The sequence below is a fragment of the Polynucleobacter sp. MWH-Spelu-300-X4 genome, assembly GCF_018687515.1.
GTDB lineage: Bacteria > Pseudomonadota > Gammaproteobacteria > Burkholderiales > Burkholderiaceae > Polynucleobacter.
The window spans coordinates 1,750,840-1,763,498 of the sequence record NZ_CP061294.1 but is presented as its reverse complement, the minus strand read 5'-3'; the positions used below and the strand labels follow the sequence as shown (position 1 = coordinate 1,763,498).

15 protein-coding genes are annotated in these 12,659 nt (G+C 42.3%); 7 read left to right on the top strand and 8 right to left on the bottom strand.

The features are described from left to right. Positions 1 to 2 precede the first annotated feature (2 nt). A complete protein-coding gene (locus tag ICV01_RS08975; protein WP_215287610.1) occupies positions 3 to 944 on the top strand; it encodes a ketopantoate reductase family protein in 942 nt (313 codons plus the stop codon). On the opposite strand, the gene ICV01_RS08970 is transcribed toward ICV01_RS08975, so the two are convergent. Further along, positions 938 to 1,309: a hypothetical protein gene (locus ICV01_RS08970; protein WP_215287609.1), complete on the bottom strand. Its 372-nt coding sequence runs from the start codon at positions 1,307 to 1,309 to the stop codon at positions 938 to 940. The two genes, ICV01_RS08975 and ICV01_RS08970, sit on opposite strands and share 7 nt — an antisense overlap. Before the next feature lie 66 nt (positions 1,310 to 1,375). Here ICV01_RS08970 and ICV01_RS08965 point away from each other — a divergent pair, with 66 nt between their 5' ends. After that, complete coding sequence (locus ICV01_RS08965) at positions 1,376 to 1,990, top strand: glutathione S-transferase (protein WP_215287607.1); 615 nt, start codon at positions 1,376 to 1,378, stop codon at positions 1,988 to 1,990. Positions 1,991 to 2,001: 11 nt separating this feature from the next. Next, the gene (locus ICV01_RS08960) at positions 2,002 to 2,352 is read left to right on the top strand and encodes a hypothetical protein (RefSeq protein ID WP_215287605.1); all 351 of its coding nucleotides are present in this window, start codon (positions 2,002 to 2,004) and stop codon (positions 2,350 to 2,352) included. Between the two features lie 2 nt (positions 2,353 to 2,354). On the opposite strand, the gene ICV01_RS08955 is transcribed toward ICV01_RS08960, so the two are convergent. The 7 genes from ICV01_RS08955 to ICV01_RS08925 all read right to left on the bottom strand — a co-directional run bounded on the left by ICV01_RS08955 (position 2,355) and on the right by ICV01_RS08925 (position 8,721). Then, positions 2,355 to 2,528: a hemin uptake protein HemP gene (locus tag ICV01_RS08955; RefSeq protein WP_215287603.1), complete on the bottom strand. Its 174-nt coding sequence runs from the start codon at positions 2,526 to 2,528 to the stop codon at positions 2,355 to 2,357. 87 nt (positions 2,529 to 2,615) lie between these two features. Continuing rightward, positions 2,616 to 2,849 carry a hypothetical protein gene (locus ICV01_RS08950; protein ID WP_215287601.1) on the bottom strand — a complete coding sequence of 78 codons (234 nt, stop codon included), beginning with the start codon at positions 2,847 to 2,849 and terminating at the stop codon, positions 2,616 to 2,618. 321 nt (positions 2,850 to 3,170) lie between these two features. After that, positions 3,171 to 4,313 carry a rod shape-determining protein RodA gene (gene rodA, locus ICV01_RS08945; RefSeq protein ID WP_215287599.1) on the bottom strand — a complete coding sequence of 381 codons (1,143 nt, stop codon included), beginning with the start codon at positions 4,311 to 4,313 and terminating at the stop codon, positions 3,171 to 3,173. Then, entirely contained in the window at positions 4,295 to 6,211 is a 1,917-nt protein-coding gene (gene mrdA / locus ICV01_RS08940) for a penicillin-binding protein 2 (protein WP_215287597.1), read from the bottom strand. Before mrdA ends, rodA begins: the two co-directional genes overlap by 19 nt. A gap of 12 nt (positions 6,212 to 6,223) precedes the next feature. Next, the gene (gene mreD, locus ICV01_RS08935; protein WP_215287595.1) at positions 6,224 to 6,742 is read right to left on the bottom strand and encodes a rod shape-determining protein MreD; all 519 of its coding nucleotides are present in this window, start codon (positions 6,740 to 6,742) and stop codon (positions 6,224 to 6,226) included. After that, entirely contained in the window at positions 6,739 to 7,653 is a 915-nt protein-coding gene (mreC, locus tag ICV01_RS08930; RefSeq protein ID WP_215287594.1) for a rod shape-determining protein MreC, read from the bottom strand. Before mreC ends, mreD begins: the two co-directional genes overlap by 4 nt. 24 nt (positions 7,654 to 7,677) lie before the next feature. Further along, entirely contained in the window at positions 7,678 to 8,721 is a 1,044-nt protein-coding gene (locus tag ICV01_RS08925; protein WP_215287593.1) for a rod shape-determining protein, read from the bottom strand. Positions 8,722 to 8,788: 67 nt separating this feature from the next. Here ICV01_RS08925 and gatC point away from each other — a divergent pair, with 67 nt between their 5' ends. From gatC to ICV01_RS08905, 4 genes are read left to right on the top strand one after another with little or no spacing between them, the layout of a single operon-like run. Continuing rightward, complete coding sequence (gatC, locus tag ICV01_RS08920) at positions 8,789 to 9,082, top strand: Asp-tRNA(Asn)/Glu-tRNA(Gln) amidotransferase subunit GatC (RefSeq protein ID WP_215287592.1); 294 nt, start codon at positions 8,789 to 8,791, stop codon at positions 9,080 to 9,082. Beyond that, positions 9,079 to 10,584: an Asp-tRNA(Asn)/Glu-tRNA(Gln) amidotransferase subunit GatA gene (gene gatA, locus ICV01_RS08915; protein WP_215287591.1), complete on the top strand. Its 1,506-nt coding sequence runs from the start codon at positions 9,079 to 9,081 to the stop codon at positions 10,582 to 10,584. The genes gatC and gatA overlap by 4 nt, the downstream gene beginning before the upstream one ends. Further along, entirely contained in the window at positions 10,581 to 12,041 is a 1,461-nt protein-coding gene (gatB, locus tag ICV01_RS08910) for an Asp-tRNA(Asn)/Glu-tRNA(Gln) amidotransferase subunit GatB (RefSeq protein ID WP_215287590.1), read from the top strand. Before gatA ends, gatB begins: the two co-directional genes overlap by 4 nt. A gap of 2 nt (positions 12,042 to 12,043) precedes the next feature. Next, positions 12,044 to 12,649: a DUF484 family protein gene (locus ICV01_RS08905; RefSeq protein WP_251369352.1), complete on the top strand. Its 606-nt coding sequence runs from the start codon at positions 12,044 to 12,046 to the stop codon at positions 12,647 to 12,649. Positions 12,650 to 12,659: the final 10 nt, after the last annotated feature.

The window sequence follows — 12,659 nt, the reverse complement described above, 5'->3', positions numbered from 1 at the left end:
TGATGACGAATAAAAATCCAAAAATATTTGTAATGGGTGCAGGCTCTGTAGGATGCTTTTTTGGCGGCATGTTAGCGCGCGCCGGAAAAGATGTGACATTAATAGCACGACCCAATCATGTGGAAGCCATTCGTGAAAAAGGCTTATATATGGAGTGCATTAATTTTCAAGAATATGTTCCCGTTAAAGCCACAACAGATCAGTCTGTTGTAAAAGAGGCCGATATTATTTTGTTGTGTGTTAAGTCTCCTGACACTCAAAAAACAATAGAAGCGATTTATGGGTTTTTGAAAAAAGACGTCATTATTTTGAGTTTGCAAAACGGCGTTAGCAATTGCGACACTATTTCCCAAAAAGTTCCTAAGCATGTTTATCCAACGGTTGTGTATGTCGCGACGGGTATGGCCGGGCCTGGCCATTTAAAACACTTTGGTCGAGGCGAGTTATTAATTGGAGATTTAAATAACGAACATCTTGTTAATGACTCAATTCAAGATGAGCTTCAAATGTTGGCTGAGATATTTGGTTCATCAGGTGTTCCTTGTGACATATCAAAAAACATTAAACATGAGTTGTGGAGTAAGTTTTTGGTGAACTGTTGTTATAACGGTATTTCTGCGATTGGCCAGATTCAATATGGCAAGATGGCTGCGCAAGCGGAAGTGAGAGCACTCATTGAGCAGATAACAAAAGAATTTTTAGCAATAGCTCTTAAAGAAGGGGTTGATATTAGTCCTTCACAAGCAGCTAGTCTCAATTACCAAATAGCCACTAGTATGTCGGGGCAGCGCTCCTCTACTGCCCAGGACTTATCTAGAAAAAAACCTACTGAGATTGATTATCTTAATGGCTTGATTGTTAAAAAAGGGCAAGACTATGGCATAGACACGCCGGCGAACCAGAGCGTCTATGCCTTAGTCAAAATGATGGAATCCAATTATTGAGGCGTTGCCGGTACTACTTGCCAGCCTTCGTTACAACTAGCTGCATATGGATAGTATGTTCTGCTAGATTGGCAGTAATACCAAACAGGCGGTAAGTTTTGCGCCACTATTGGAGCTGGTGGCATCGGCGCTGGCACATGCATGGGCATAGTTTGAACATAAACAGGGGGTTGTGCCACATAAACAGGCCTAGGCTGCAATATGGAATACGTAATTAGACCTCCAATGATGGCTGGCCCTACCCAATAGTCACCATGACCACCGCCTCTGTATCCATAACCGCCATGTGCGCTAGCGTTATTTGATAGCATTGCCATAGTAGATAGGCTGAGAGTAAAGGCTATCAATTTAATAATTCTTTTCATATCATCATCCTTTAGCTTGATGTACCTCTATAACGCGGCAAAAGTAGTAAAGATGACAACAATAAGATGAATGATTTAGCGGTTTTGTATTCTTATCGACGTTGCCCTTATGCAATGAGGGCCAGAATGGCTTTAAGTTATGCCGGCATTCCTGTGGAAATACGAGAAATTTCTTTACGGAATAAGCCATTAGCCATGTTAGAAATTTCACCAAAAGGAACGGTGCCGGTATTGCAGGTTGGTGAATTAGTTATTGAACAAAGTTTAGAAATCATGAAATGGGCTTTGTCGCAGTCGGATAAAAATGGCTGGTTAAATAATTTGGCTGCTTCGGAAGCGTTAATCGCTACTAATGATGGGCCTTTTAAAAGGCTTTTAGATCAATATAAATATCCTGATCGATATCCGCATCAAACAATTACAGACACCCTCAATCAAGCATTAGAAATATGTTTATTGCCATTTGAGCAACGTTTGCAAAGTTCACGTTATTTATTGGGTGATCAAATGAGCTTGGCTGATGTGGCGACCTTCCCATTTATTAGGCAATTTTCAATGGTTGATGCCGCGTGGTTTGAAAAATCCTCTTTAGACCATCTTAAAAAGTGGTTAAATGAACGGATAGAATCAGATTTATTTTTAGGCGTTATGCAAAAGCATCCAACTTGGCATGACAAATAATTGGAGAAAAAATGAAGCGTTTCATGGCATTTTTGGTGGTAATAGCGGCTCTATTTAGTGCTTACACTTGGTTAACATTGAGCTGGAGTTATTCAAAGGGTGAGCGCGCTGGTTATGTGCAAAAATTTTCTAAAAAAGGGTGGGTTTGTAAAACTTGGGAAGGTGAGCTTGCCATGATTAATATTCCAGGAACCCTCACAGAGAAATTTAACTTTACTGTTCATGATGAAGCACTTGCTCAGAAAATTAATGAGAGCATGGGTAAACGTGTGGCCTTGGTGTATGAAGAGCACGTGGGCGTGCCGTCCAGCTGTTTTGGGGACACTGGACACTACGTTACCAACATCATGATTGTTGACTAAATTTATTTAGTCAAAATTAGCTTCTTAAGCTTTGTGATGCGAAGGCGATAAATTTCGCCTTCATGAGCAATATCTAAATAGTTAGATTGCCCCAGCAAAGACTTGCTGTTTACAGGGGATTGATTTTTTGATTTGTGGTCTTCCCTTTTGGGAAAGTTGATTTCATTTGTTGTCATGATGATTTCTTCTTTTGAAAGAAATTTCATCATAACAAATCAAAACCATTACTCATTACATGGGATTTGCCACGCATAAGACATGAGTTATTTTGCGCGTCGCTTTAGTTGGGAAATGATGATTTTCGCTAAATAAATAATAATTAAAATACCTACTAAATCACCAATAAACATCACGCCAACATGCTCAACAAAGTTATCGTTAATGCCGCGCGCAAAAAACCATAATTGATGTAACAGTGGGCTAATTAGTGAATAGATAAAGATGCAATTTAATAGCTTGTGGCCATCCAAGTTTTCTAGATTAGATGTTAAATCCATATTTTTAAAAACAAAGATTCTTGCTAAATAAGGTCCTAAGCCTCCAATTAGACCAGCGCCCAGCCCAGAAACGATGTCATGTTGAAAGTAAAAATTAAGCGCAATTAAGACCGATGCTAATGAAACCCCGAGTGCACCACTGAACCCAAAAAGTAGAGTTAACAAAAGCCTTAAACCTGCCGGTAAAAAAATCCAATTAACACCCAGTGAAAATGTCAGCGAGGACATAAGAAATGAATTGATACCAAAACACGCGCCATATAACAGGGCTGAAATTAAAATAAGCGTTGGATTGAAGGCGTTTTTTAGCATGGCGGATAATTAACTTTGCACTAGACGACGATGTCTGTGGATACTCATCAAGATACCAATACCAACGCCAAGCGTTACTAAGGCCGTTCCGCCGTAGCTAATGAAGGGGAGTGGAACTCCCACAACAGGCAAGATGCCACTAACCATGCCCATGTTCACAAAAGCATAGGTAAAGAAAATCATAGTGACTGAGCCACCCAAAAGGCGTGTAAATAAAGTTGGCGCATTAGACGAAATGGCTAACCCTCTTTGAATAAGTCCAAAGAATAGGGCGAGTAAAACAAGGTTTCCAATTAGGCCAAATTCTTCAGAAAAAACTGCAAAAACAAAGTCCGTATGTTTTTCGGGGATGAATTCTAAGTGCGCTTGTGTGCCTTGTAACCAACCTTTACCAAACAAACCACCAGAACCAATAGCAATCACAGACTGAATGGTATGAAAGCCCTTGCCTAATGGATCGGTACTGGGGTCTAACAGTGTACAAATGCGATGCTTTTGATAGTCGTGTAAGAATGGCCAAGACACATCGGGATCGCAAATAAAGCTACCAAAAATAATTACCAGCAATATGGCAACGCCGCCGACAGAGACGACGGGAACAATATATTTCCAGGGAAACCCAGCAAGAATAATCACATAAAGGCCTGCCGCTAAAACTAAAAGAGCGGTTCCTAAGTCAGGTTGTCTTGCAATTAAAGCTACTGGCAAGATAAGTAATATGGCCGCTATGCCATAGTCTAAATTTCTAAGAACACCTTCTCTTTTTTGAAAGTACCAAGCCAACATTAATGGCATAGCAATTTTCATAAGTTCTGATGGCTGAATTACTACCCCTATATTTACCCAGCGGCGCGCACCTTTTTTAATTAAACCAAAAGCTGCCACAGCTAACAGTAATGCAACACCAAAGCTATAGATCCAAACGGCTGATCGTTGCAACCATTTTGGAGGCACTCTAGAAACAAGCCACATCACAGAATAAGAAAGTAATAGATTTCTTAATTGATCGATTAATTGAATTGGGGTGCCACTACTAGCAGAGATAAAAGTAACAATGCTAATTAAAGCCAAGCCAAGAACAATAAGACCTAAGGTTTTATCGAAGCCCGACCATAAAAAATCAATGCGCTGAATTAAGGGGCGCTTTTCCATTCTGGAACCTCCTTCGGCCAGCGGCCTTCAATGAAATAATCAAGCGCTCTTCTTGCAATCGGCGCTGCTTGTGCAGCACCAAAGCCTGCATTTTCAACTACCATGGCAATAGCAATTTTTGGTTTGTCCGCTGGTGCAAAAACAATAAATAAAGCATGGTCTCTTAAAAATTCTGGGGTTGCACTATGACTATAGTTTTTAGAGTTCAAGCTAAATACCTGAGCGGTGCCAGTTTTGCCAGCTGCTTGGTAGGCCACCCCTGCAAAGGCTTGCGCTGATGTACCAAATTTGTTTACATCAATCATTGCATTTTTAATGACCTCAATGTTTTGAGGTTTTAAATCAACCCGATAACTTTCTTTAGGAGTTGTTAATTTACGTTCTTTAGTAATTGGATTCTCAATCGACTTAACTAGGTGTGGTTTCATTACGACACCTTTATTAGCTAAGTTGGCAGTGGCGTGAGCTAATTGAAGAATCGTGAAACTGTTATAGCCTTGGCCGATACCTAAAGAAATGGTTTCTCCGTCGTACCATTTTTGTTGTTCAGGTTTTTTAAATGTTTTTTCTTTCCAAGCGGTAGACGGTAGCGTTCCTCTTACTTCACCATCTAAATCAATACCGGTAATTTGTCCGAAGCCTAGCGGTTTCATGAAGTCATGCATCATGTTTACGCCCATGTCTCTTGCGAGTAAGTAGTAGTACGTGTCACAAGATTCAACAATTGATTTGGCCATATCGACCATGCCATGACCGCCTTTTTTATCATCTCTGAAAGTGTGGTTGCCAAAGGTGAAGTAGCCTGGATCCGAAATTGCTTGGCTTGGTGTTCGCTTGCCGGTCTCTAGTGCAGCCAAAGCCATGAAAGGTTTATAGGTAGAACCTGGCGGATAAATACCTTTAAGTGGCCTGTTATAGAGCGGCTTTTCTAAAGACTCGTTTAATGCTTTCCACGTAGTTGGATCAATGCCCTCTACAAAATCATTAGGATTGAAGTTGGGCTTAGAAACAAATGCTAATACGTCGCCAGATTCTGGTTCGATAGCAACAAAGGCACCTCTTCTCTTTCCATAGAGTTCTTCTACGAGGTGCTGTAGTTTGATATCAATGGATAGCACCAAGTTATTGCCAGGCGTTGATGAAGAAGTTGTGAGTGTCCGAACGGCTCTTCCACCGGCTGTGATTTCTACTTGCTCAAATCCTGGCGCACCACGCAGCGCGTATTCATAACTCTGCTCTAGGCCAATTTTCCCAACATATGGAGTGCCTAGTAAATTAATGTTTCTTCTTTGAGTACTATCGCTACCAGTTCTATTGTCGTCTAGTTCAGCAATTAATTTTTCGCGGTCACGTTGAGAAACTCGACCAATGTAGCCAATGACGTGAGAGCCTAATTCTCCATATGGATATTGTCTAAATAAGCGTGCGCGAATTTCGACACCGGGAAATCTAAAGCTTTGAGCTGTAAATCTTGCAACCTCAACATCGCTTAATAGAGTTCTAACCGGAAACGCGTCAAAAGTTTTTGATTCGTTTAAAAGTTTTAAAAAATTCTTTCTATCTTTTGGTTGAATATCCACAACGCTAGATAGTTCATCTAACAAATCATTCACATTGCCTTCAATTTGCGATGGATTGATTTCTAAGGTGTAAGCAGAGTAATTTCTAGCAATAACAATGCCATTTCTGTCGATAATTAATCCACGGCTAGCAGGTACAGGTACCAAGGCAATGCGATTGTTTTCAGCCGCTAAAGAGTGCCTGTTGTGTGTAATTATTTGTAACCAAACAAATCTAAGTAGCAATAGGCCAAAGCAGACCAATACAAATACCATGGCAACAGATAGCCTGTCTTGGAAAGACTTAACGGTCGGCTGAGTATTTTTAAAGCGATCCATAGAGTCGTCTAATTACAGAGGACGATTTAAATCGACATCGGTTGGTCTTCTTTGAGGCGCTAAAAGAATCCAAACTGCAATAGGCCACAGTGCAGCTTCAATAAATCCAGAAAACAGACTCGTCCATGCCCAAAATGGGATTTCTCCTGAGGCGATCCATTGAACGATTAGCGGCCAAATAGAGGCAGCTAAAAATAATGGAAGAAGGTGCAAGGATTGTTCTGGGCGAGAAAAGCCAAGAACACGACGCTGCCAGTTAATGCCGAAATACGCGATGATGGGATACATAAGCGCGTGCTGCCCTAAAAGGGTTGCACTATGAATATCCATTACTAAGCCTAGGCAAAATGCCCAAACAACGCCCACTTTTCTAGGTTGGTAAATCGTCCAAAAAACGATACAAATTAAAACCCAGTCTGGCACCCAAGGGGAGTTGCCTAGCGGTAAGAAATTTAGCAACAACGCACCTAACAAGCTAGCCCCAATAAATAGGGGATTAGCAGGTCGAAGTATGTACCCACTCTCGATCATTGCTTACCTCTATATAAGCGATTGGATTTTGTTTCAGAGGTCTTATTGTTTCGATCATTAGCCGGTTTAGGGCCAAATGCCGCATCATAAAACAGCACCATGACATGACGGAATCGGTTAACGCCGCCTACTGGAGAGCAGTAAACATAGGCAAAATTCTTATCAACATTACGGTCGATTTTGTCGATAGTAGCCACGGCAAATCCTGGGGGATAAACACCATCGATACCTGAAGTCATCAGGATATCGCCCACCTGTAAATCACTCACTGCAGCCATATGTCTTAATTCAAGAGGCTTACCCCTGCCGTTACCGTACAAAGCAGCTCTTAGGCCGTTTCTGGCCACTTGTACGGGAATCACCATATCTCTGTCATCTAACAAAGAAACTTCGGATTTGTTTTCCATGACCCGAACAACTTGACCAACAATGCCTTGGTGATCGGCAACCGCCTGGCCAGCCGTGATGTTGCTGCTAGCACCTCTATCAATAATGACCTTTTGAGAGAGAGGATTGGGCGGGTTATACAAAATTTGGGCAATGAGAATCTTGAACCTGGTTTGCTCTTGAATGCCGATTAATTTTCTAAGTTGAGCATTTTCAGACATGAACAGCTCAGATTGATTAGCTAAGAGGGTAAGTTCAGCAACCCGTTTTTCCAAAGCTTCGTTTTGTTGCTCAAGAGTGCCTTTGGTGGTGAGATAGTCGTAAGTACCCCTAATAAGGTCCCTGGGCCACAACATGACCGTTTCAACAGGCGTTAACAAGAAGCTAGCAATAGAGCGAACTTGATCAATGGTTCTGTATTGATAATCTAAAACCATTAAAGTCAGGCTAGCCAAAAGACAAACCGCCAGCTTGATTAAAGCTGGCGTGCCTTGTTTGAAGAGTGGTGGCGGACTAAGCTGCAATTAATGCTCGTGCTGCTTAGGGGCTTATTCTTGTGAGAAAACGCCGCCTAACTTATCCATGCGCTCGAGGGCCATGCCTGAGCCTCGGGCAACGCAAGTTAGAGGATCTTCAGCCACATGAACTGGCAAGCCAGTTTCTTCCAAAAGTAAGCGGTCAAGGTCTCTTAGTAGAGCGCCACCGCCTGTCAACATCATGCCTCTATCGGCGATATCTGAGGCCAGTTCTGGTGGAGTTTGCTCAAGAGCCACTTTAACTGCAGTAACAATTTGATTAAGTGGGTCTGTTAGGGCTTCAAGGATTTCATTGCTTGTCACCGTAAAGCTTCTAGGAATACCTTCTGATAGGTTGCGGCCGCGAATTTCCATTTCTTTTACTTCGGAACCTGGGAAGGCTGAACCAATCGTTTTCTTGATAGCTTCAGAAGTTTGTTCACCAATCAACATGCCGTAGTTACGGCGGATGTAATTGATGATGGCTTCGTCAAATTTGTCGCCGCCAACACGAACAGAACCCTTGTAAACCATACCGCCTAGGGACATAACACCCACTTCAGTTGTGCCGCCACCGATGTCTACAACCATTGAGCCTGAAGCTTCAGAAACCGGTAAGCCGGCGCCAATAGCAGCAGCCATTGGCTCTTCAATTAAGTAAACTTGAGACGCACCTGCGCCAAGAGCTGATTCACGAATAGCACGTCTTTCAACCTGGGTTGATCCGCATGGTACGCAAATAATGATGCGTGGACTTGGTTTTAGCAGTTTCGTTTCATGCACCATCTTGATAAACTGCTTCAACATTTGTTCGGTAATCGTGAAATCGGCAATAACACCGTCTTTCATAGGGCGAATCGCCTCAATATTGCCAGGAACGCGACCGAGCATCTGTTTGGCTTCTTTACCGACTGCCAAAATGGTTTTTTTGCCGTTGGGGCCGCCTTCTTGGCGAATCGCCACAACAGACGGTTCATCAAGGACAATACCCCTGTCACGCATGTAAATAAGGGTGTTAGCTGTGCCTAAGTCAATGGCTAAATCATTGGAAAAGTAGTTGCGAAAGAGACCAAACATAATTTAAGTAGGAAAATAGATTAATTAATACGTTAATGAACCCTTTAATGATACCGTAGCAGGCCAAATGAATCTTGAAGATGTTAAGCGCATAGCGCAATTATCCCGCCTAGCCATCACTGATGATGAGGCAGCTAGTACCTTGAATCAATTACAAAAAGTATTTGATTTGGTTGAGCAAATGCAGGCTGTAAATACAGATGGTATTGAGCCTTTAGCTCATCCAATTGAGCAAATTATGTCTATTGCCCAACCATTACGTGAAGACGTCGTGACTGAAATCGATCAAAGAGATGCTTATTTACAAAATGCACCCGCTCAGCATGAGGGATTATTTTTAGTGCCAAAGGTGATTGAATGAGCTGGCATACCAAAACAATTAAACAAATTTCAGACGCACTTAAAGCTAAACAAATTAGCAGTAAAGAATTAGCAGATTATTTTTTACAAAGAATTGCCAATGCGAAAGATTTGAACGCGGTTATTGATTTAAATGAAGCAAAAACTATTGAGCAAGCGAATCATGCTGATACGTTAATTGCGAAAGGTGCGGCATCTCCATTAATAGGCGTGCCAATTTTGCATAAGGATGTTTTTGTAACGAAGCATTGGAAATCAACGGCATGTTCAAAAATTTTGGGCGACTACGTTAGCCCATTCGATGCTCATGTAGTGGCTAAGCTAGGACCTGATGGTGCTGGCATGGTGTGCTTGGGTAAAGCCAATATGGATGAGTTCGCGATGGGCTCTTCTAATGAAAATTCTTACGTAGGCCCTGCTTTAAATCCGTGGGATAAAACTCGTGTACCCGGTGGATCATCTGGTGGTTCTGCTGTAGCAATTGCAGCCGGATTAAGTCCTGCTGCAACAGGCACAGATACGGGCGGATCCATTCGTCAGCCAGCATCATTGTGTGGCATTACAGGTATTAAACCCACATATGGCCGCGTATCGCGTTACGGGATGATTGCTTATGCATCATCTTTGGATCAGGGTGGGCCCATGGCGAAAACCGCTGAGGATTGCGCTATCTTGTTAAATGCGATGGCTGGTCATGATCACAAAGATTCAACAAGTTTGGATCGGCCCTCTGAAGATTACACAGCAAAATTAGGTAAGTCATGGACTCCTGGCGAAGCACAACTTTTAAAGGGTTTAAAAGTTGGTCTACCGAAAGAATATTTTGGTGATGGTTTAAGTTCTGATGTGCGTGCTGCCGTAGAGGGCGCGCTGGAACAATTTAAAAAAATGGGCGCTGAATGTGTGCCTGTTTCATTACCTAAAACAGAGCTATCCATTCCTGTGTATTACGTTATTGCGCCAGCAGAGGCATCAAGCAATTTAAGTCGCTTTGATGGTGTTCGTTATGGGCGTCGTGCCGACCAATATGGTGATTTGTTGGACATGTACAAACGTACGCGTTCAGAAGGTTTTGGCACCGAAGTAAAACGTCGCATCATGATTGGAACTTATGTGTTGTCACACGGCTATTACGATGCGTATTACTTGAAGGCGCAACGTATTCGCAGAATCATTGCGCAAGATTTTCAAGAAGCATTTAAACAATGCGACATCATTGCTGGACCGGTGGCACCAACAGTTGCTGGCAAGATTGGTGAGAAAACATCTGATCCAACGCAAATGTATTTAGAAGATATTTATACCTTATCACCTAATTTGGCTGGGTTACCTGCCATGAGTGCGCCTTGTGGTTTTGGTGACAATGGCATGCCTGTTGGCATACAGCTAATTGGTAACTATTTCTCAGAGGCAAGCTTATTGCAATTGGCACACGCATATCAAATGGAAACGGATTGGCACCAACGTCTTTCACCGGCTGCGCAGAAAGGTGGTGCAGCATGAAATGGGAAGTGGTGATTGGTCTTGAGACCCATGCGCAATTAAGAACTGTTTCTAAAATTTTTAGTGGAGCGTCTACTGAGTTTGGCGCAGAAGCAAATCGTCAGGCTTGTGCTGTTGACTTGGCTCTTCCAGGTGTTTTGCCTGTCTTAAATAAAGAGGCTGTGGCGCATGCTATTCGTTTTGGCTTGGCCGTTGGTTCAACGATTGCGCCATTTAGCGTGTTTGCACGTAAAAATTATTTCTATCCTGATTTACCAAAGGGTTATCAAATTAGTCAATTTGAAATACCAGTGGTGCAGGGTGGCAAGTTGGATATTCAAGTTGATGGCGTTGTAAAAACAGTCAATTTAACGAGGGCCCACTTAGAGGAAGATGCTGGTAAATCGCTGCATGAAGATTTCCGTGGCCCACATGGCGAATCATCTAGCGGTATTGATTTGAATAGAGCTGGCACGCCACTTTTGGAAATTGTTACTGAGCCGGATATGCATAGCGCCGCTGAAGCAGTTGCTTATGCAAAAGCGTTGCACACCCTGGTGGTTTGGCTAGGTGTTTGCGATGGCAATATGCAAGAAGGTTCTTTTAGATGTGATGCCAACGTTTCTGTGAGACCAGAAGGTCAGGCTGAGTTTGGCACACGTTGCGAAATTAAAAATTTGAACTCTTTCCGTTTCTTGGAGGAGGCTATTCAATACGAGGTGCGTCGTCAAATAGAACTCATTGAAGATGGTGGAACCGTTGTTCAAGAAACAAGGCTCTATGATCCAGATAAAAAAGAAACTCGTAGCATGCGCAGTAAAGAAGATGCTAACGATTACCGCTATTTCCCAGACCCAGATCTATTGCCTTTAATTATTTCTGAGGAATGGATTGCAAAAGAGCGCTCTGAGATGACTGAGTTGCCAGCAGAGAAGGCCGAACGTTGGCAGAGTGAGTTTGGGCTGTCTGCTTACGATTGCCAAGTGTTAACGCAAGAGCGTGCTACAGCTGACTTTTATGAGGCTTTGGTGGCGGAGTTGGGTAAAGATAATGCAAAAGCCGCAGCTAATTTAATGGCAGGAGATTTTGCTTCAGCACTAAATCGTGATGGTCTTAGTGCAACAGAGTCTCCTTTAACGGCTAAGCAAATTGCAAAATTAATATTAAGAGTTTCTGATGGAACAATTTCTAACAAAATTGCCAAAGAAATTTTTATGGCTATGTGGGATGAGCGTGCCACTGATTTAGATGCTGTTGATCGCATCATTGAATCAAAAGGTCTAAAGCAAATTAGCGATACCGGGGCATTGGAAGCAATCATCGATCAAGTATTGGCGGCCAATCAAAAGTCAGTTGAGGAATTTAGATCTGGAAAAGAGAAAGCCTTTAACGCGTTAATTGGCCAGATCATGAAGGCGACGCAAGGAAAGGCGAATCCTCAACAGGTTAATAAATTACTAACAGAAAAGCTGAGTTAAACATGTCTGATATGGAACAGTTGCAAGCAGATCAAATGGAGCGCGAAAACTTGGTGGCCGAGTGGTTAAAAGCCACGCCAGGGTTTTTTGAGCGCCACGCTAGTCTGTTGGCTGAAATTTCTCTTAAAAATCCACATGGCGATCGAGCCATTTCATTGCAAGAGAGACAGTTAAGTGTTTTGCGTGAGCAGAATCATGCATTGAACAAAAGACTTTCTGACATGCTTCGTTTTGGCAGTCAGAATGACAAGACTCAAACCCTGATGATTAATTGGTTAAAAAATTTACTTCAGGCAAAAGATGAAGTACAAGTGAATCAAATCATCACAGATGGCTTAAGTGAGATATTTGGCGTTGAGTTGGTAAAGCTTACGCAAGAAATATCTGAGCCTGATTTCTGTGGTGGTATTAGCGCTGCCCCAGAAAGTTTGAAAAAACTATTGCCCGAAAATATTGCAAGTCTTGCCTTAATTAATTTAACGGCCATTGGCACGCAGCTGATTTTGGGCAGTCAATCCATTGAAAAATTTACTGCTGATATGGGGCATTTTTATTTGTCTCAAATTGGTCAGTTAAGTGAAGCTGCTATTGGCAGAGTTAAAGGCTAAAGATACTTGC